This window comes from Mesorhizobium sp. M1403 (assembly GCF_040317695.1).
GTDB lineage: Bacteria > Pseudomonadota > Alphaproteobacteria > Rhizobiales > Rhizobiaceae > Mesorhizobium.
Window position 1 is genome coordinate 61566 of sequence record NZ_JAMYKY010000017.1, and the last position, 19479, is coordinate 81044.

Below are 19479 nucleotides of genomic sequence, written 5' to 3' on the forward strand. Positions count from 1 at the left end.
AGCATCGTCTTTTTCGGGAAATGGTGGAACAAACGGAGGCGAATCACGTTTTCACCGCAGCATTGGAAGGAGATGGATCATGCTTTACTGGGCGCTCGTATTTCTCGTCGTGGCGATCATCGCCGGTGCGCTTGGTTTCGGCGGCATCGCTGGCACTTCGGCCGGCATAGCGCAGATATTGTTCTTCATCTTTCTCGCCTTCCTGATCATATCGCTTATTGCCGGCCTGATCAGACGGGCGTGAATGCCAAGCGGCCATTCAAGCGAACACTGGAAGCCGCACCCCTCAAACGGTTTCCAGCCACCGCCGGGCAGTGTCCTCCAACGGGATGCCGCTCGGCGGACCGCTTATTAGGGCTCGATCCGAAGCTCCTCCTTTTGGAACCCATTTTTCCGTGAGCCGTTCAGCCCGACGTGGGTTGAGCAAATTACCGATGCGTTCCAGAGTCGGAAAAATGAAAGACCGCGGCCAGAGGGATGAGATCATCGCTCTGCATCCCGCCGAAAGCGGAATGCAGCTTGGCCGAGCCCTTCTCCACGCCTTGCACAATGCCGGGATTTCCGTTCTATACCAGGATCGCGAGATGAAGACGGTGTGGGCGCGCAACATGCGCGCACCATGGACCTCTGATGCCTCCGACAACAACGGCATCTTGCCGCCGGCGCAGGCAGAGCGTATCGGCGCCGCCAAGCACGACGTCATCGTCTCCGGCAATCCTCAACATCTCGAACTCAGCGTGCCGGCCGATGATGGCGCCCGCTGGTTTCAGGTATGGATCGACGCCGACCGCAGCGAGACCGGCGCGGTGCAGGGCGTCGTGACCACCATGGTCGAAACAACCGAGCAGAAACGCCGGGAGCAGACGCTGAAGGCGCTGCTGCGCGAGGTCAGTCACCGCTCCAAGAACCTTTTGGCCATCATCCAGAGCATCGCCACCCAGACGGGGCGTTATTCCGGCAGCATTGACGATTTCCTGACGCGTTTCCGGGGCCGATTGCAGTCGCTGGCCTCCTCGCAGGACCTAGTTACGTCATCCAACTGGCGGGGAGCGGCGCTGCGCGAGCTGGTTTCCGGTCAGGTCGGAAGGTACGGCGCGGACCCCATGCACAGCCTGCGTTTCCGCGGCGCAAATCCATATCTCAATCCCAATGCTGCCTTGCACATCGGCTTGGCCATGCATGAGCTCGCCGTCAATTCGGTCAGCTATGGCGCGCTGTCGCGCAGCGACGGTTTCGTCGAGGTGACGGCCGATCTGACGGCCGCTTCCGCTGGCGAGCCTGCGCTGTCGCTGACATGGGCCGAAGTGATCGGAGCCAACGACAATCAACGCAGCGAGAAGCGTTTTGGCAGCGTCGCACTTGAACGCGTCGTGCCCACTTCGTTGAATGGAACGGCGACACTTGAGATCACCGGGAACCGCCTCGAATACCGTCTTGTCGTTCCTCACGGCAATTTCGAGACGGATTGAACGAACGGCGGCCGCAGGAAGAAGGCTGGCTGCATCACCCCGCCTTAACCGACTGTTCACCATAAAGTCCGATCCTGTCCGAACGTGCCGATTCAGCGGACATTGATTGAGTTTGGCACAATATGAAAGGAATGGGCCTTGACGGCTGCCGACTTGAACAGACTGGAACAGGCCGCTCGCGTCTCGATGGGCGGTTTTCAGGATCCCGACGTGTCCGCAGCGCCCGCGCCTCGTGCTTTGCCCCTTCGCTTCGCCGCCTTTGCGCTTATGGCCGCGATCGTCCTGACCGCCGCGTCCCAGTTGATCTGATCGAGCTCGCCTCTGCTTGATTCCTTTGAAACCGCGGCCGAGTGCACGGCGGCGCGCCCCCGTTCGCGGTCATCGACCGGCAGGGCCAAGCCCAACATGTCGGCGCCAAATGTCTTGCCGTCGATCCTGCGCTCGAGGACGGCTATGACAGGATTGTCTGGAATGTGCATCCCGACGCCACGCTCGATGCGTCCTTGGAGATTTCCGAGTTCGTGGTAGCATCGAACGGCGCACGTCCGAAAAGACTATCTTAATCAACAATGAAATCGTGCGCGCAGAGGCCGCACTTTCATGCTAGATGGCGGCTGGAGCTTGTTAAAGTGAGGACAAAGTGAGGATGACTCCATGCGGAAGATGATTATTGCCATGGTTGCCGTGGTTGCGGTCAGCGGCTGCACCACCACGGAAGAGAACGTGGGTATCGGCACTGTGGGCGGCGCGCTTATTGGTGGCGCTGTCGGCGGCGGCAAGGGCGCTTTGATCGGCGCTGGCGCTGGTGCGATTGGCGGTCTGCTGGTTCGCCGCCTGCAAAATGGCTACTGCCAATACAGAGATCGTCACGGCCGGATCTACACAGCTCGCTGCAACTAGTTTCGAGCTCCAGGCGAACAGCAAACGCGGAGGCAGACCACCTGTCTCCGCGTTTGCACTTCCAAAGCGCTGTCGCGATGCGGCTCACGAGACGGCGTTTCAAGCCGGCAGCGGAACCTTGATTTCCACGTTCAAGCCGTTTTCGTGAAAATCGCGCCTGATTGTGCCACGCAACTCGCGTGTGACGTTGAGATCGATCAGTCTGGTGCCGAAACCGCTCTTCGCCGGTGTCTCGAGCTTCCTCTGCCCGGCCTCGCGCCAGTTGAGAGCCAATGTCCGGGCTCCGCCGCGGCCTTCGAGCGACCAGTCGACCTTGAGCGCACCGACTGAATTGCCGGTTTCGCCATGCTTCAGCGCATTCGTCGCCAGTTCGTGAAAGACGAGGCCGAGTGCCTGCGTCGTCTTTTCGTCGAGAAGAACCTCCGGTCCCGACAACAGCCCTTCAGGAAGCTCGCTTCCGAACACCTGGCCAAGCTCGATGCGCAGCAGGTCGCCGAGATCGGCTTTCTGCCAGCGTGAGCGCGTCAGCATGTCCTGGGAAGCCGCCATCGCCTGCAGCCGAGCCGAAAATGATGCCGAGAACTCTTGGACGTCGGCGGTGTGCGATGCTGTCTGGCGCGCGATTGCCAGCACCCGCGTGATCGAGTTCTTGATGCGATGCTTCATCTCCTGCAGCATCAGGTCTTTTTCCAGCAGGCTCTTTTCGGTCGTTTCGTGAAGCAGCGAGACCGCCTCATAGGCCCGCTCCTGATAGCGGGCCACCAGCGCGATGGCGCCCGCAAGCAGTAGCCCAAACAATCCGAGCATCACCGGAATGGCACGCGAGGAAGGTTGCGAGAAAGCACTTGTCGGCCTGAACAGGACGACCCACGGCCGACCGGCAACGGTGATCTTGCGGGTGATCAGCAGCCTGTCGCCAAGGGCTGAAACAGGCGGCGTTTCCGACTGGAACAGCAGGTTGTCACTGTTCACAGCGCCGTCATAGATTTCGGTGTTGACCGGCAACAGAGGTGCCCGGCTGAGCGCAGCCTGGAACAGGTCCCGGGAGCGGAAGGCCGCATAGAGGAAGCCGGCAGTCGAAGATCTCGATGCGTTGACGGCGTCCGGCGCGGTTTCGACATTGAGCCGGACGAAGACGAGGAACCCGGTGAAGGTCTGCGCGGCACCCGTATCCTTGCCGAGCTGCACGAGCCCGCTGGCGTGCAGCTGGTCGTCGACCATCGCCTTTTCGATCGCCTCGCGCCGCACCGGCCCGGTGAACATATCATAACCGATGCTGGATTTATTGGACGGGTCCAGCGGCTCGAACAGCACGATGGGCGTACGCCACGGCAAGTTCGTGTCGGGATAGATCGGATGGCTTGCGCCGTGATCGTGCAGGATATCGCGCTCGACCGCCGCCTCGTTTCCAGTTTTCGCCAGGCGGAGGAAGCCGATGCCGCGCAGGCCGGCGAAATTATTGTCGATGTCGAGCGCGTTGAAGAAAGCCTTGAACTCGCCTTGCGAGATACCGCCATTGCGCGCATCGAACAATGCCCGGGTTGAGCGCAGCAGCGACAGGTCCAGGTCGATGCGGCTTTCGATCCGGTTAAGCGCGTCGTCCGCCGTCGCCTCGAATTTTATACGGGCGGCTTCCTGGGTGGCAAAATAGGCAAAACCCGCCATCGTCAGGCTGATCAGCGCGACGGCGATGAAAGCTACGGTCGGAAAGAGTTTCTTCAATTGCTGATACGTCCCGTGGACGGTTCGGCATCTTTATGGGCAACTCCCGACGCCAACACAATGGCGAGGCCAAAGCATGGTGACTGCTGGCACATTTTGGCGACTTGTGATTAGCCGGCTAATTCTCGTTCAGGCCGCGATCTTCAGGGCGCCCGGCCCTGGGATGGCGCCGGGCGGGCACTTGCCGAGGATGATCATGCCGAGCACCTCGTCCTGGGTGACATCGGTCGTGCGCGCCGTGCCGACAACCCGACCGTTCTTCATGACGCAGACGCGGTCGGCAAGCTCGAACACGTCATGGATGTCATGGCTGATCAGGAAGATGCCAATCCCGTCCGCCTTGAGCTGCCTGACCAGTTCGCCGACCTGCGCCGTCTCCTGCGGCCCGAGTGCCGCCGTCGGCTCGTCCATGATCAGGATGCGGGCGTTGAACAGGATGGCGCGGGCGATCGCAACCGACTGCCGCTGGCCGCCCGAAAGCTTTACCACCGGTTCCTTGAAGCGCTGGAAACGCGGATTGAGCCTGCCCATCACCTTGCGCGCTTCGGCCTCCATGGCGACATCGTCGAGCGTTCCCCAGCCGGTCATCAGCTCGCGGCCGAGAAACAGGTTGGCGGCCGCATCGACATTGTCGGCCAGCGCCAGTGTCTGGTAGATCGTCTCGATGCCGTACTTCTTGGCGTCGCGCGGATTGGAGATCGAAGCCTCCTCGCCGTTGACGAAAATCTGGCCCGCATCACGCTTGTAGGCGCCGGACAGGATTTTTATCAACGTCGATTTTCCGGCACCGTTATGGCCGAGCAAAGCCATCACCTCGCCCGGGAAAAGATCGACCGAGGCGTCGTCGACGGCGCGAATGCCGCCGAAGGCGATCGAAATGTTGCGCATCTCGATCAGCGGCGTGCCCGTGGGAGCGGTCCTGTCTGCCATGCTCGTTCTCCTCACTAGACCCGTTTGCGATAGACGGTATCGAGCCACACCGCGACCACCAGCACGGCGCCGACAACGATGCTCTGCAGCGGCGAATCGATGCCGAGCAGCACCATGCCGGATTGCAGCGATTGCATCAAAAGCGCGCCGAGCATGGCGCCGAGCACCGTGCCGGAGCCGCCGGCGAGCGACGTGCCGCCGATCACGGCCGCCGCGATGACCAGCAGCTCGTCCAGGGTCCCCAGCGCATTAGTCGACGCGTTGAGGCGCGCCGATGCGATCGCCGCACTGATCGCGGCCAGCACGCCCATGATCATGAACACCTTCATGGTGACCCAGCGTGTGTTGATGCCGGCGAGTTCGGCCGCTTCCGGATTGCCGCCTATGGCAAAGACATAGCGGCCGAAACGGGTGCGTCTGGTGATGAAGGTCATGACGATGCCCGCGGCCACGGCCATCAGCACAGGTATGGCGATGCCGTGGGCGATGAACAACCCGCCCTCGGGAACGGTGATGCCGTTCTGCTGGGCATATTGGCGTACGATGCCGACCGGCCAAGGATAGGAATTGGCGATCCACACGGCGCCGAGGATGGCGGCGCAGGCTATCACGCCGAGCAAGCTTTCCGCCCAGACAGGGCGCAGCGGAAAGTTGAAGCGCTTGCGCTGCGAGCGGCCGTTGAAGAGCATGAAGGCAACGGCCGCGCAGGCGAGGACACCGACGATCCAGCTCCAGGTGGCGCCGATCGAGCCCCGTGGTCCGCCGCCCATCAGCTGGAAGGTCCTGTCCAGCGGCGCAACGGTGCGCCCGCTGGTGATCAGCCATGCCATGCCGCGCCAGACCAGCAATCCGCCGAGCGTCACGATAAAGGCAGGAACCTGGAGATAGGCGATGATGAAACCCTGAAACGCTCCGATAGCCAGGCCGAGCACCAGGCCGGCGGCCAGTGCGATGACCCACAGCCAGGGGCTGCCAAGCTGAAATCCCATGATGCGGACGAGGAATTCGGCCTGCGCCACGCCCATCACCATGCCGATCACGCCTTCCACGGAGCCGACGGAAAGATCGATGTTGCGCATCACGATGACCAGCACCATGCCGGTCGCCATGATCGCCACCGACGAGGTCTGCACCGAAAGGTTCCAGAGATTGCGCGGCGTCAGGAAGAGCCCGCCCGACAGTATGTGGATCCCGACCCAGATGACCAGCAGCGCGCCGACCATGCCGAGCATGCGCGTGTCGAGTTCGGTTGCCTTGAGAAATCGGGCAACGACGCCGAGCTCCGATTCCCGCGCCCGGTCTGCCGTCGAGCTGTCGACCGGCGTGTTGGAAGTCGTGTCGGTCATGATGTTTCTCCCGCCGGGTTGCCGTCTGCCGCGGATGCCGGAAGCAGCCTAGAAGTTATCCGCCGGAAGCGGAAAAACAATTCTTTCTTGAAAAAACGCCGCGGCAAGCGGCCGCGGCGTTCGGACTTCTCGGAAACTCGGATCAGTTGCAGACCGGAACAGCGCCCGCCGCCACGCCCGCGCAGACCTCTTCTTTCTTGATCCAGCCGGCGTCGATGACGACGTTGAGGTTGTCCTTGGTGATGGCGACCGGGGTCAGGAACAGGGACTTTACGGTGTTGCCGCCGGGCGTGGTGAAATCCTTCACGCCGGCAATGTCGGTCATCTGCTTGCCGTCGGCCAATTGCGAGGCGATCTCGGCGGCGTTCTTGCCGAGCTCGCGCGCGTCCTTCCACACCGAGACCGTCTGTGTGCCGAGCGCGATGCGATTCAGCGCGGCGTGGTCGCCGTCCTGGCCCGAGACCGGAACCGATCCAGCCAACCCTTGCGCCGTCAGTGCGGCGACGACGCCGCCGGCAGTGCCGTCGTTAGCGGCGACCACCGCATCGACCTTGTTGTCGTTCGCGGTCAGGAACTGTTCCATGTTCTTCTGGGCGTTGGCCGGCAGCCAGCCGTCGGTATAGGCCTCGCCGACATTCTTGATCTTGCCGCTGTCGATGGCGTCCTTCAGCACTTCCATCGAACCGGCAAAAAGGAAATCGGCATTCGGATCGGCGCCCGAGCCCTTGATGAAGACATAGTTGCCTTCCGGCTTCACCTTGAACACGTCGCGGGCCTGCATGCGGCCGACTTCCTTGTTGTCGAAGGTCAGGTAAAAGACGTCCTTGTTCTCGATCAGCCGGTCGTAGCCGACAACCGGAATACCTTCGTCCAGCGCCTTCTGCACGGCCGGCCCTATCGCCGAGGCGTCCTGCGCCAGGATGATCAGTGCGTTGGCGCCCTGCGAGATCAGGCTCTCGACGTCGGTGAGCTGCTTGCCGGGGTTGGACTGTGCGTCGGCGGAAATATACTTGTCGCCTGCGGCCTCGATGGCCGCCTTCATTGCGGCTTCGTCGGTCTTCCAGCGCTCTTCCTGGAAGTTCGACCAGGAAACGCCGATGACCTTGTCCTTAGCCTGCGCCACCGACGCAAGCGCCAGCGTCATGGCGACACCCGCCAGAATGGCGGTCGTGAATTTCTTCATCATATCCTCCCTGCGCCGCGTACGGCGTGACCAATTGGCCCCAAAGGCCAGCTTAGAGGCGCTAATTTTTTCGAGCCTCGAAAAAATACTGGCCCGATCTCCCGCTGCTGTCAACATCGATTCTGATGGATTTTGATGTTGCTGCGAGTTTTTTCGAGCTTCGGAATAAACGATGACAGCGCCACCTGCATCTGACACTATTTGCCTCATCTGACACTATTTGTCGGCATTACCGACGGCTTCCGGTTCATGAGCGGCCGCGGCAAACCGGGAGGAAAGCAAAACGATGTCGGTCGGAATCCGCCATGACGATTTGCGCCGGCGCAACCGGGCGATGGTGATCTCGGCCGTGCGCCGGGCCGGCCAGCCATCGCGTACGGAGATCGCCGCAACCACCGGCCTCAGCCATTCGACCATATCGGCGATCTCCTCCGACCTGATACGGGAAGGCATCCTCGCCGAGAGCAAGGCAAGCGAACCCGTTTCGTTGAAACGCGGTCGTCCGCAGGTCGGCCTCGCCCTCAATCCGGAAGCGGCGGCGGTGCTGACCGTGGTGTTGTCGCTGAATTTCCTGTCGGCCGCCATCATCGACTATGCGGGGCAGGTGGTCGCCGAGGAACAGCGCCGGCTGGACACGCTGACCATGCCGCGCGACGAACTGATCCGCGAATGCATGGCCATCGTCCGGCGCCGGCTGGACGATCCAGATCTTGACGTCCGCAGTGTCGCCCGCATCGCCCTGGCGATTCAGGGAATTACCGACTCCCCTGCACGCGCCATGCTGTGGTCGCCGATCACGCCGCAGACGGACATCGCCTTTGCCGACATGCTGGAAGATGAATTCGGCATCCCGGCCACGGTGGAGAACGACTGCAATATGATGGCGGTGGCTTTGCGCTGGCGCGATCCGGATCGCTATCGCGACGACTTCATCGCCATCCTGCTTTCGCACGGCATCGGCATGGGGCTGGTGTTGAAGGGCGAGCTGTTCACCGGCACGCATTCCTCGGGCGGCGAGTTTGGCCACATGATCCATCGTCCGGGCGGCGCGCTCTGCCGTTGCGGGCGGCGCGGCTGCATCGAGGCCTATGCCGGCAATTACGCCATCTGGCGCAACGCCACGCAGATGAGCGAAGACAGCCAACCGGTCGCCGACGTCAGCGACGCCGACATGCGCGCGCTGGCGGTTCGGGCGCGCGAGAAGGACGGGCCGGAACGCGAAGCCTACCGCAAGGCCGGCGAAGCGCTGGGTTTCGGTCTCGGCTCGCTGTTCGCGCTGATCGATCCGGCACCGGTCGCAATGGTCGGCGCCAGTGCCGCCGCCTTTGATCTGATCGAGCCGGCCTTGCGGAAGGCCATCGCCCAGACCGCCGGCGGCCAGCATTCGGGCTCGATCTCCTTCGATACCGAGCCGAACGAATTGCCGCTGATCCGCGAAGGCTGTGCAATGCGGGCGTTAAGCTTCGTCGACCAGCAGATTTTCGCGCCGGGCGCGCAAATGAGGCCCGGCGTCAGAAAGAACGTAGCCTGACTGGGCGGGTCAATCTTCCCTGATCGCGTAGCCGGCACCGCGGATGGTGCGGATGACATCAGGCATGCGGCCGTTGTTGACGGCTTTGCGCAGCCGCCCGACATGCACGTCGACGGTGCGTTCGTCGATATAGATCGTCTCGCCCCAGACATTATCGAGTAACTGGCTGCGCGAGAAGACGCGGCCCGGATGCCGCATCATGAATTCGAGCAGCCGGAATTCGGTCGGCCCGAGCCGGATCTCGGTCTTCTTGCGATACACCCTGTGCGATTCGCGATCGAGCACGATGTCGCCGACCTTCAGCACGCTGGACAGCACTTCCGGCTTGGCGCGGCGCAGCAGCGCCTTGACCCTGGCCATGAATTCCGGTGTCGAAAACGGTTTGACCAGATAGTCGTCGGCGCCGGTCGAAAGACCGCGTACCCGGTCGCTCTCCTCGCCGCGCGCGGTCAGCATGATGATCGGCAGCCGTTCGGTTTCGGGGCGCACCCGCAACCGGCGGCAGAGCTCGATGCCGGAAACCGCTGGTATCATCCAGTCGAGCACCAGAAGATCGGGCACATTCTCCTGCAAACGGATCTCGGCTTCGTCGCCGCGTGTCACCACCTCGACCTGGTAGCCTTCGGATTCGAGATTGTAGCGGAGCAGCACACCCAACGGCTCCTCGTCCTCCACCACCATTATGCGTGGTGCGATCATCGGCTGGGCACCCCCATCATGTCGCCGGTGCGGACATTGTCGTTTCGTCTTGCTTCGGACGATTGACCGGCAATTGCTCGCCGGTCAGCACATAATACGCATTTTCGGCGATGTTGGTGACATGGTCGCCGATCCGCTCCAGATTCTTGGCGCAGAACAGCAGATGCGTGCAAGCGGTGATGTTGCGCGGGTCTTCCATCATGTAGGTCAACAGTTCGCGGAACACCGACGTATATTTGACGTCGATGCGCTCGTCGGCGGCGCGTAGCTTGGCCAACGCGGCCGCATCGCCTGCAGCATACTCCTCGATGACGCCCTGCACCTGGATGAGCACCAGCTGCGCCATCGCATCGATGGAATGCGATAGGTCGCGCGGTGTGACGCTAAGGCCGACCGCACTCACACGCTTGGCGATATTCTTGGCAAGGTCGCCGATGCGTTCGAGATCGCCGGCCATGCGGATCGCCCCGACGACATGGCGCAGATCGTGGGCCATCGGCTGGCGCTTGGCGATCAGGGTGATGGCGCGGTCGTCCAGTTCGCGTTGACGCGCATCCATGATGGCATCGTCGGAAACGACGCGTTGCGCCAGCACGTTGTCAGAATTCAACAGGGCCTTGGTCGCCCCGCCGACCATCGAACCGGCGAGGTCGGCCATGTCGCGGATCAGCTTGCTGATCTGCTCGAGATCCTCGTCGAAAGAAGCGACTGTGTGTTCGCCCATGGTCCTGTCCTTATATGCATGATCGGAACGGCTCAGCCGAAGCGGCCGGTGATGTAATCCTGCGTGCGCTTCTCGCGGGGCGACGTAAAGATCTTCTCGGTCCGGTCGAACTCGACCAGTTCACCCAGATACATGAAGGCGGTCTGGCGCGACACGCGCGCCGCCTGCTGCATGTTGTGGGTGACGATGACGATCGTGTAATCGGCTTGCAACTCGTCTATCAGCTCCTCGATCTTGGCGGTCGACAGCGGGTCGAGTGCCGAAGCCGGCTCATCGAGCAGAATGACTTCCGGCTTCACCGCCACGGTGCGGGCAATGCAAAGCCGCTGCTGCTGGCCGCCTGACAGGCTCAAGCCGCTGGCGTTGAGCTTGTCCTTGACCTCGCCCCACAGCGCGGCCCGCTTCAACGCTTGTTCGACGCGGCCGTCCATTTCGGACTTGCCGAGATTCTCATAGAGCCTGACCCCGAAGGCGATGTTCTCGTAGATCGACATAGGGAACGGCGTCGGCTTCTGGAACACCATGCCGATCTTGGTCCTCAGGAGATTGAGATCCTGCGAGCGGTCGAGAATGTTCTTGCCGTCGAGCAGCACCTGGCCCTCGGCTGTCTGCTTCGGGTAGAGTTCGTAGATGCGGTTGAACACACGCAGCAGCGTCGATTTCCCGCAGCCCGAAGGGCCGATGAAGGCAGTGACGCTGCGCTCGGGCAGCGACAAGGTGATGTCCTTCAACGCCTTGCTCTGGCCGTAGTAGAAGTTGAGGTTCTTGACCTCGATCTTCGTCTTCTCGGCGACCGTTTCGGTCATCGTCATGTCCGGGGACAACATCTGTGTCATCTGTCCTCTCTGCGTCCGGTAAGGCTGCGGGCGAGGATGCTCAAGCCCAGAACCGTCAGGGTGATTATGAGTGCGCCGGTCCACGCCAGTTGCTGCCATTCCTCGTAAGGGCTGAGAGCGAACTGGAAGATGGTCACCGGCAGGCTGGCCATCGGCGCGTTGATATTGCTGCTCCAGAACTGGTTGTTGAGCGCGGTGAAGAGCAGCGGCGCCGTCTCGCCGGAAATGCGTGCTATCGCCAGCAATATGCCGGTGACGATGCCGGACAATGCGGCGCGGTAGGCGACCGAACGGATCACCACCCAACGCGGCGCGCCGATCGCGGCACCGGCTTCACGCAACGCGTTCGGCACCAGGTTGAGCATGTCTTCAGTGGTGCGCACGACCACCGGAATGACCAGGATGGCAAGCGCAACGGCGCCGGCTATGGCCGAGAAATGCCCCATTGGCCGCACCATCAACTCATAGACGAACAAGCCGATGATGATCGAGGGCGCCGACAACAGGATGTCGTTGATGAAGCGCACGACGGTGGTGATGCGCGAGAAACGCCCATATTCGGCCATGTAGGTTCCCGCCAGCACGCCGATCGGCGTGCCGACGACAACGGCGATGATCGTCATCAGCAGGCTGCCCGCGATTGCATTGAGCAGGCCGCCGGCCTCGCCTGGCGGTGGCGTCATCTCGGTGAAGACCGCGAACGAAAGCCCGGCTGTGCCCTTATAGACCAGTGCACCGAGAATGAGCGCCAGCCAGGCAAGCCCGATGCCGGCGGCGACGACGCAAAGCGCCATCATCACCGAATTCCTGGCTTTGCGGCGGCTGTGGAGCGATGAGGATGTCGACATCGGTCAGGCTCCCGTACGGGCGTCGATCCGCATCAGCATATAGCGGGCGGCGGCAAGGATCAGGAAAGTGATGACGAACAGGATCAGGCCGAGCGAAACCAGAGAGGAGGTGTAGAGATCGCCGTCGGCCTCGGTGAATTCATTGGCGATGGTCGCCGAGATCGTCGTGCCCGGCGCGAACAGAGAGGCGCTGATGCGGTGAGCGTTGCCAATGACGAAGGTCACCGCCATGGTTTCGCCGAGCGCGCGGCCGAGGCCAAGCATGACGCCGCCCATGATACCGATGCGGGTATAGGGAATGACCACGCGCCGGGTCACTTCCCAGGTCGTGCAACCGATGCCGTAGGCCGATTCCTTCAGCACCGCCGGCACCGTATCGAAGACGTCCTTGGTGATCGAGGTGATGAAGGGCAGCACCATGATGGCGAGGATCAGCGCCGAGGTTAGAAGGCCGATGCCGTAAGGAGGGCCGGCGAAAAGGCTGGATAGTCCCGGCACGCCGTGGAAGATGTTGATGATGAAGGGCTGTATCGTCGTCTGCAGGAACGGCGCGAACACGAACAGGCCCCAGATGCCGTAGATGATCGAGGGAATGCCGGCCAACAGCTCGACCGCTATGCCGATCGGGCGCCTGAGCGGGCGCGGGCAGAGTTCGGTGAGAAACACGGCAATGCCGATGCCGATCGGAACCGCGATCAGGATGGCGATGGCCGCCGTGACCAGGGTGCCGTAGATCGGCGCCAGCGCGCCAAATTTTTCCGTAACCGGATTCCAGCTCTCAGTCGTCAGGAAAGAGAACCCGAAGGACGACAGGGCCTGCCATGAGCCGGCAAACAGCGAGATTGCGACACCACCGAGGATGACCAGCACAAGAATTGCGGAAGCGCGGGTGAGTCCGCGGAATATGGCGTCTGTGAGCGCGAAGCGCCGCACCGTAGCTTCCCTGGCCCGGGCTGCAGATGATAGCATGGCATCGGAAGCGATGGTCATTGGGTCCTCGCGATTGAAGGCAACAGGGAGGGCGCCGTCGACGCCCTCCCTGGAGGAGATTACATAGCCGAGTAGAGCGGCTTGCCGTCGCTGCCGACGACTTCCTTGGCCCACATGGCCTTGACGCTCTCGACCACCTTGTCGGGCATCGGAACGTAGTCCAGCTCGCCGGCCATCTCGTCGCCCTTGTCGTATGCCCAGGCGAAGAATTTGAGCGCTTCGCCGGTGGTCGCGGCATCGTCCGGCTTCTTGTAGAGGAGGATCCACGTTGCCGCCGTCATCGGCCAGGACTCGGCGCCCGGCTTGTTGGCGAGGATGACGCCATAGCCCGGCTGCGAGCTCCAGTCGGCATTGGCCGCTGCCGCCGAGAATGCCGCCGCGGTGGGTTCGACCTTCTTGCCGTCCTTGTTGATCATGTCGGCGTGGGTGAGCTTGTTCTGCTTGGCATAGGCGTATTCGACATAGCCGATCGCGCCGCCGGTCTGGGAGACGTTGTTGGCAACGCCCTCATTGCCCTTGGCGCCGATGCCCACGGGCCATTCCACGGCCTTGTCGACGCCGACCTTTTCTTTCCAGTCCGCGCTGACGTCGCCGAGGTAGTATGTGAAGTTGAACGTCGTGCCCGACCCATCGGAACGGTGAACGACCGCGATCGCCTGCGAAGGCAGCTTGACGTCGGGATTGAGCTTCTTGATCGCCTCGTCATCCCAGCTCGTGATCTTGCCGAGGAAGATGTCGGCCAGCGTCGGGCCGTCGAGAACCAACTCGCCCGGCTTGATGCCTTCGAGGTTGACGACGGGAACGATGCCGCCCATCACCATCGGGAACTGAGCCAATCCGGACGATTCAAGCTCTTCGCCTTTCAGCGGCGCATCAGAAGCGCCGAAGGTAACGGTCTTGGCTTTGATCTGCTTGATGCCGCCGCCGGAACCGATCGACTGATAGTTAAGCCCAATGCCGGTGTCTTTCTTGTAAGTGTCGGCCCACTTCGCATAGATCGGGTAGGGGAAGGTGGCGCCGGCGCCGGAGATGTCCGCGGCGAGCGCGGCGGACAGGGTGAGGGTAGTCGTCGCCGCAGCCATTGCAATCGCAACGGCCGCCGAGCGGATGAAATGTCTCATGTGGCCTGCTCCTGTTCGGAATATGGTCTCTCGGCGCCATTCCTCCGGCGCCCGCTGAGGCCAATAGCCCCCGATTATTACAGTCGCATGACAGTTTCATGTCGCTCCGGTAACGTCGTCCAGCCGGGTTAAGAAGGAACGGCCGCGGGCTTTGTCGGCATGGGCCGCGGTTTGCCGCTGGAATCAGCAGCTTGCGTGAATTCCGGCCGGCTTTGTCCGCTCGACGATAGCAGCCACTGACCTTGAGAAGAAAAAAGCCGGACGGGAGCGCGTTGCATGCAGCCAGAACGTGTCATGGCCGCGCCATCGCCGAAACAGGTCCGTTGGGGTAAATCTGACCCTGTTTCTTGCCGGCGGTCGCTGCTCCCGCCCGTAACTGGAGGAGCGGAACTTCGAATATCCCATTGTCGCGACTGAGCGCGCCATTGGGTATGGTGCGATCGCACCATGGCCTTACGCTGGAAGCGGTGACGAATCGCAAGGTTTTAACTCGCCTCGCGCTGGACCTCCATCCGCGCCCGACCCGGCGCTCGATCTTTCGAGCGGGGCCTTCGACTGGAAGTGCGACGATTTCTACTTCACCTTACCTACTCCCTCTGCACTATTCCGCCGGTTGTCGGTTGGGCCGAAGCAGCGTTATAAGCTTGCAGGGGTGTTGCTGATGTTTCGACGGATTCTGCCTGTCTTCCTGTGCCTGGCGCTGCTTCTGGGAACCGGCTGCGCGCGCAGCTATGACGGCACCGTGATCATTCCCAAGCCGCTCGATGTTCGCCGTTTCTGGGACCGGCCTTCTCCGCAGGCGCAAGCCGAACAGTCGCAGCTGGAGACCGATGTCTTTCCTGTGGCGCCTCAAACGCCGAAAAGGCCGGCGGTGCGCCGGAGCGCAGCTTCCGTTGCAGCGCCACGAAGGAAGGTCGCCAACCCGCCCATGCTGTCATCGGAGCCGGCGAAGCCGCTCACCTGCAGGAATGTCAGCCAGCCCGGCAAACGGGCCCGCATGGTCTGCGAATAACCAACCGGCCGTCGGTCGATGCGTGCGGCTGTAGGCCTTGAAGCGGCTATCCGGCCAGCCGTTCGCCGTCTCGGGACATCGCCTGCCTTGGTCAGTCCGCCGGGAAAAAGGCCGGCCCGACCACTCTCACCGGCCGCGCGCCGATCGCTCTTTCGACCGACTGATGCTGGGCAGCCCCTGGTACCTCGGCAACCGGCGTTTTTTCCCCTGCGAGAGCGGTACCGGCGGTTTGGATCCCGGATTCAGGAATTTCCGCGACGATGCCAAAATCCGGCTTTGCCGTCGGCAACGGAATGATGGCGTTGCTCATGTTGGCCGGTGTCACGGTTCGTGCCCTGAGTTCGGCGACGCGCTGGTAATAGCGCTTGACATCGCAGGCCTTGAAGTTCGCGTCGTCGCGGTACCTGAAGGCGGTCGCAAGCTCCACATAGGGCTTTTGCGTCTCGAGCGCGATCATCTCTTCGGTCTCGCGGGTGGCATCGCTCAGCGTATAGAGTTCGACGCCGGCATCGTCGCAGATATAGCGGCACTGATCGACCGTTTCCTTCAGATCGTCGTTCTTGGCGAACTGCGATTTTGGCGCGGGGAAGAAATATCCGTCCGACAAGCGAACGCAAAACAGCATCCGATTGCCACCCATTATTGCGCCTGCGGACTGAGGTTTTGGTGCTGTGCGCTGCTGTGCCTGCGGCTGGTTCTGCTGCGCCTGCTGTTTCTTGGCAGCGGGGGCGGCGCAGCCTAGCGCGACGAACCTGGCCTTCAGGCCGGAGGTGTCCCTGCCCGAATTCGACAGTCTGGCGATCTGCCGTTGCACCTCCGCCTTGCTGCTTACGAGGTCGGCGCAGGGGTTGAAGAAGAACCCGGCCGTTTTCGCCGTGCATCGGCGCTGTCTCTCCAGCCTTTGAATCGCGGCGAGTTGCCGGCGTAGTTGGGCAAGCTCGGGGCTGGTCCCGGCGCCACGCCCCGCCGAAAGCAATTGGCTCCTGATCGCGCCGCAGCTATCCGCATAGGAGGAGGACGTGCCGAGCGCAACGGCTATTGCCGACACCAGCATCAGAATCGTGAGAAGCCAGAAGCGTGTCATTGGAGCGACCATTGTCCTTGTTGCGCCGAGAACAGGATTTCTTTGTCGACTATGGATAAGTACTGGCTAAATCAGTTTTACCTAATTGAAGTAGACCGCACCGCCACCAGAGACTTTAGTTCTAGTGTATTATATCCGCTGGCGTAAATTCAATATTACATTTTTATTTCAAGATTGAGACGAACCGGCAGCAACGCCGGCGAACTCGCGCCACGGCGAAGTTTGAAGCACCCGGCCGGATCCGCACCGCGATCAATCCGGCGTTACCGGCCGGCCGTTGCTGAAACCTTAGCCCCAAGTTCGGCGTTGAGCGGCCAAGGAGGAGACCGCAAATGTCGATTCATTTCACTGTCGCGGGCCTGACCAGGAATCTGTTCCATTCACTTGGGCTGGACCATGAACGCACACCGAGGCCGCTCGACCACGAGCAGAGGCTTTTGCTGGAGTGCTATCTCGCCGGCCAGATTCCGGAATCGGCCTGGAGCGACTATGTCTTCGAAATGCCGGAACTGGCGCGACATGTCGAGGCCAGACGAAGCCGCCACTAAAGCGCATCGCGGTCGACCGGGCCTCATGCGACGCGCTTAGGTTCTTGTTTTATACATGTCGTTGTCGCAAAACCGCTGCACACTTTTGCTCGACATGCGCTAGATCCCGAAAAGTAGAATCCGGTTGTCGGAAAAGATCAAGGCGAAGCCTGCACCCGCGTTGCAGGCTGTTTTTGTTTGGGCGAGTTGAATTGCAGAGTGAACACCTTGCCCGGGATGCCTTCAGCCAGCGCCGGTGAAAGGCTCAACGGCAGGCAGTGGTCCACGGCCGCAATCGCCGCATCGACAAAAGCTTGCCGCGCCTTCTCGTCGCCGGCCACGCGGATGGCAGTCGGCTTGGGCCGGCCGATCAGCGTGCCATTGCGCCTGAAGCTGAAGCTCAGGGTGACGGTGGAATTCCCGGCATTCGCTGGCGGGGTCCAGCACGCCTGGATGGCAGCCCCGACCTCGGGCATGGTGTTGAGCGTCGCTGCATTCGATTGACCGGCTGTGCCCGCCAGCATGGCGCCTGCAATCACCACCATTCCAGCAATGTTTTTCATGACAGGGCCTCTGTCCTTGAACCGCCCTCGAGGACGTGACTAACTTCGATGGTAGGGCCGACATCGGCGATGACAAGGTGCCAGCAACGCGCTTCATCAGCCATGCAGGCGTCGGGAAGCGCCGTCGACCGCAACTTCGGCAGGGCTGCAACAAGCAAAAGGCCGGCGAGCAGCCGACCTTTGCTTTCCATCCGCGCCAGTACATCCGTGGTCGCGGGCTGGAGGTGGATACAGTAGAAAGGGTTTCGGTTAACGAAACCTTAAGCTCCCCACATCGTGCAAACAGGGGAGAGTAAAAAGAATTACCCCAGATCGTTACCGGCTCCTGCAGAACGTACGGACGATCGCCGGCCTGCACGTGCCTCAGGCGTTGGCCTGCGACCGCACATAGGCGATATAGCCGCGCACATCGCCGGCCGGCTCGGCATAGGCCTTGCCGAGCTTCTTCTCGATCGCCGTCATATAGTCTTTTGCCCATTGGGGCAGCGCATAGTCGATGACGGCGAGGAACTCGAGCGTCGCCGCCAGACGGATGTCGGCGATCGACGGGTTCTTGCCGCCGATGAACGGCTTGCCGTTCCTGAAGAAGCTGTGAAAGACCTCCAGCGGCTCGGCAATTGCGGCCGCCGCGGCCTTCTGGGCTTCCGATTTCCTGTCGGGATGAGCGTCGCTGTGGCCGACCTCGCCGGCATATTGCGGGAAATTCAGTGCTGGATAGGTGGCGCGCGCCACATAGGGGTAGAGCGTGCCGATCAGGTAGAACATGGCACTGTCGATCATTGCCCGCTTGGCGGGTTCCTTAGGGTACAATTTTTCCAGCCCGTGCTTGTTGGCGAGGTACTGCATGATGGCGCAGCTTTCCCACAAGACACCTCTCGGCAGGCCCTTGTCCTCGATCATCGGGGTCAGGTGGGCCGGGTTTCGCGCCATATATTCAGGCGAGCGCGTGTGGCCCCATACGTCGGTCTCGGAATGGTCGAGCCCGGCCGCGCGCGCAAACACCCGTACGCTCATATTGTTGACGCTCGGCTTCAGCATGCTGAGCATCAGCGCGGGTTTTTTCGCTGATTTCGCTACGGCCTTCCGCGCGGACTTCGCGGATGCCTTGGCTGCAGGTTTTGCGGCGGCTTTCGTTGCCGACTTGGCGGACGCTTTCGACGCCTTGGCTGCAGGCTTTGTCGCGGCCTTGGCAACTGGTTTCGGAGCGGCCTTGGCGGCCGGCTTCTTCGCACTCTTCGTTGTCGTCTTTGCCATTGTGTCCTCCCTTTGTTTGGCCTGTCGTCAGTATGGATCTTTCGGAGCGCGGTCTTCCGACAAGGTCGCGCGGGAGCGCTCGACAAGCGCCTGGATCGCGTCGGCGAGATGCACCTCGGCTATTGCGTAGTCGCCGCGCGCGACGCGGATCTTGTGCGCCTGCATCAACACGTCGGCATGGGTGAAGCCCGCCGGCGGCTCGAAACGGTAGGAGGCGAGCTCGATCAGCAGGCCGAGCGGATCCTCGAAGTAGATCGAGTCCATGAAGCCGCGATCCTTGACGCCGCTGTGCTTGATGGCGCGCTCGTCGAGCCGGCCGACCGCCTGCAAAAAGGTGACGCGCGACACCGCGAAAGCGATGTGATGGACGCAGCCCGTATCGGTTGGCGTGCGCCGCTTGACCGGCGTGCGGCTCTCGTCGGTGAAGACGGTGATCAGCCGGCCGTCGCCCGGATCGAAATAAAGATGGCTTTCGCTGGCTTTGTCGAGGTTGGGCTGCTCGAAGATGAAAGGCATGCCGAGCACGCCTTCCCAGAAATCGATGGAGCTCTGGCGATCGGCGCCGACCAGCGTGATGTGATGGACGCCTTGTGATTGCAGCTTCTGCATCTGACTCCTCCCGGCCACGCCGTCTTGCCGCCGAACGGAAGTTCGGATGCCCAGTCGCGCTTGGATCAGCGCCCGGCATGTGACCGCGCCCGGCCTCGCTCGCCTGCGCTCCGCATTCCGCATCCTGCAGG

At 61.9% G+C, this 19479-nt stretch carries 21 protein-coding genes; 7 read left to right on the forward strand and 14 right to left on the reverse strand.

The features are described 5' to 3' along the window. Positions 1 to 79 precede the first annotated feature (79 nt). The 4 genes from NKH01_RS24020 to NKH01_RS24035 all read left to right on the forward strand — a co-directional run bounded on the left by NKH01_RS24020 (position 80) and on the right by NKH01_RS24035 (position 2369). Complete coding sequence (locus tag NKH01_RS24020) at positions 80 to 244, forward strand: DUF1328 domain-containing protein (protein ID WP_023678541.1); 165 nt, start codon at positions 80 to 82, stop codon at positions 242 to 244. 190 nt (positions 245 to 434) lie between these two features. Beyond that, positions 435 to 1469 (forward strand): sensor histidine kinase, encoded by a 1035-nt coding sequence (locus NKH01_RS24025; RefSeq protein WP_352515608.1) that lies wholly within the window; start codon positions 435 to 437, stop codon positions 1467 to 1469. A gap of 138 nt (positions 1470 to 1607) precedes the next feature. Continuing rightward, positions 1608 to 1778 (forward strand): hypothetical protein, encoded by a 171-nt coding sequence (locus NKH01_RS24030; protein ID WP_352494195.1) that lies wholly within the window; start codon positions 1608 to 1610, stop codon positions 1776 to 1778. A gap of 345 nt (positions 1779 to 2123) precedes the next feature. Further along, positions 2124 to 2369, forward strand: coding sequence for a YMGG-like glycine zipper-containing protein (locus NKH01_RS24035; RefSeq protein ID WP_006328050.1), 246 nt, complete (start codon positions 2124 to 2126; stop codon positions 2367 to 2369). A 99-nt stretch (positions 2370 to 2468) separates the two neighbouring features. Here the strand turns inward: NKH01_RS24035 and NKH01_RS24040 are convergent, their stop codons facing one another. The 4 genes from NKH01_RS24040 to xylF form a co-directional block, all read right to left on the reverse strand. After that, positions 2469 to 4091, reverse strand: coding sequence for a CHASE domain-containing protein (locus NKH01_RS24040; RefSeq protein WP_353022767.1), 1623 nt, complete (start codon positions 4089 to 4091; stop codon positions 2469 to 2471). 129 nt (positions 4092 to 4220) lie between these two features. Beyond that, positions 4221 to 5021 carry an ATP-binding cassette domain-containing protein gene (locus tag NKH01_RS24045; RefSeq protein ID WP_353022769.1) on the reverse strand — a complete coding sequence of 267 codons (801 nt, stop codon included), beginning with the start codon at positions 5019 to 5021 and terminating at the stop codon, positions 4221 to 4223. A gap of 14 nt (positions 5022 to 5035) precedes the next feature. Further along, positions 5036 to 6367: a sugar ABC transporter permease gene (locus tag NKH01_RS24050; RefSeq protein ID WP_352683670.1), complete on the reverse strand. Its 1332-nt coding sequence runs from the start codon at positions 6365 to 6367 to the stop codon at positions 5036 to 5038. Positions 6368 to 6509: 142 nt separating this feature from the next. Then, the gene (xylF, locus tag NKH01_RS24055; protein WP_352494193.1) at positions 6510 to 7550 is read right to left on the reverse strand and encodes a D-xylose ABC transporter substrate-binding protein; all 1041 of its coding nucleotides are present in this window, start codon (positions 7548 to 7550) and stop codon (positions 6510 to 6512) included. 286 nt (positions 7551 to 7836) lie between these two features. Here xylF and NKH01_RS24060 point away from each other — a divergent pair, with 286 nt between their 5' ends. Further along, a complete protein-coding gene (locus NKH01_RS24060) occupies positions 7837 to 9081 on the forward strand; it encodes an ROK family protein (RefSeq protein WP_023720925.1) in 1245 nt (414 codons plus the stop codon). A gap of 9 nt (positions 9082 to 9090) precedes the next feature. On the opposite strand, the gene phoB is transcribed toward NKH01_RS24060, so the two are convergent. From phoB to pstS, 6 genes are read right to left on the reverse strand one after another with little or no spacing between them, the layout of a single operon-like run. Beyond that, the gene (gene phoB / locus NKH01_RS24065) at positions 9091 to 9780 is read right to left on the reverse strand and encodes a phosphate regulon transcriptional regulator PhoB (protein ID WP_031194536.1); all 690 of its coding nucleotides are present in this window, start codon (positions 9778 to 9780) and stop codon (positions 9091 to 9093) included. A 16-nt stretch (positions 9781 to 9796) separates the two neighbouring features. After that, entirely contained in the window at positions 9797 to 10504 is a 708-nt protein-coding gene (gene phoU / locus NKH01_RS24070) for a phosphate signaling complex protein PhoU (protein WP_023720927.1), read from the reverse strand. A 32-nt stretch (positions 10505 to 10536) separates the two neighbouring features. After that, on the reverse strand, positions 10537 to 11340 hold the full coding sequence (gene pstB, locus NKH01_RS24075; RefSeq protein WP_023720928.1) for a phosphate ABC transporter ATP-binding protein PstB: 804 nt from the start codon (positions 11338 to 11340) through the stop codon (positions 10537 to 10539). Next, complete coding sequence (gene pstA / locus NKH01_RS24080; RefSeq protein ID WP_023720929.1) at positions 11337 to 12188, reverse strand: phosphate ABC transporter permease PstA; 852 nt, start codon at positions 12186 to 12188, stop codon at positions 11337 to 11339. The genes pstB and pstA overlap by 4 nt, the downstream gene beginning before the upstream one ends. Before the next feature lie 3 nt (positions 12189 to 12191). Further along, positions 12192 to 13178: a phosphate ABC transporter permease subunit PstC gene (pstC, locus tag NKH01_RS24085; RefSeq protein ID WP_502896305.1), complete on the reverse strand. Its 987-nt coding sequence runs from the start codon at positions 13176 to 13178 to the stop codon at positions 12192 to 12194. A 59-nt stretch (positions 13179 to 13237) separates the two neighbouring features. Continuing rightward, a complete protein-coding gene (gene pstS / locus NKH01_RS24090; protein WP_353022772.1) occupies positions 13238 to 14299 on the reverse strand; it encodes a phosphate ABC transporter substrate-binding protein PstS in 1062 nt (353 codons plus the stop codon). Positions 14300 to 14960: 661 nt separating this feature from the next. Between pstS and NKH01_RS24095 the strand changes: the two genes are divergently transcribed. After that, entirely contained in the window at positions 14961 to 15311 is a 351-nt protein-coding gene (locus NKH01_RS24095) for a hypothetical protein (protein ID WP_023720932.1), read from the forward strand. A 91-nt stretch (positions 15312 to 15402) separates the two neighbouring features. On the opposite strand, the gene NKH01_RS24100 is transcribed toward NKH01_RS24095, so the two are convergent. Next, complete coding sequence (locus NKH01_RS24100) at positions 15403 to 16395, reverse strand: DUF2865 domain-containing protein (RefSeq protein WP_352894693.1); 993 nt, start codon at positions 16393 to 16395, stop codon at positions 15403 to 15405. Between the two features lie 332 nt (positions 16396 to 16727). Here NKH01_RS24100 and NKH01_RS24105 point away from each other — a divergent pair, with 332 nt between their 5' ends. Further along, the gene (locus NKH01_RS24105; RefSeq protein ID WP_023720934.1) at positions 16728 to 16943 is read left to right on the forward strand and encodes a hypothetical protein; all 216 of its coding nucleotides are present in this window, start codon (positions 16728 to 16730) and stop codon (positions 16941 to 16943) included. Positions 16944 to 17080: 137 nt separating this feature from the next. Here the strand turns inward: NKH01_RS24105 and tolA are convergent, their stop codons facing one another. From tolA to NKH01_RS24120, 3 genes are all read right to left on the reverse strand, one after another. Next, on the reverse strand, positions 17081 to 17467 hold the full coding sequence (tolA, locus tag NKH01_RS24110; protein ID WP_352855459.1) for a cell envelope integrity protein TolA: 387 nt from the start codon (positions 17465 to 17467) through the stop codon (positions 17081 to 17083). A gap of 381 nt (positions 17468 to 17848) precedes the next feature. Beyond that, on the reverse strand, positions 17849 to 18739 hold the full coding sequence (locus NKH01_RS24115) for a glutathione S-transferase family protein (protein ID WP_353022775.1): 891 nt from the start codon (positions 18737 to 18739) through the stop codon (positions 17849 to 17851). 27 nt (positions 18740 to 18766) lie between these two features. Next, positions 18767 to 19348, reverse strand: a complete 582-nt coding sequence (locus tag NKH01_RS24120) for a VOC family protein (RefSeq protein ID WP_023720938.1) — start codon at positions 19346 to 19348, stop codon at positions 18767 to 18769. Between the last annotated feature and the right edge of the window lie 131 nt (positions 19349 to 19479).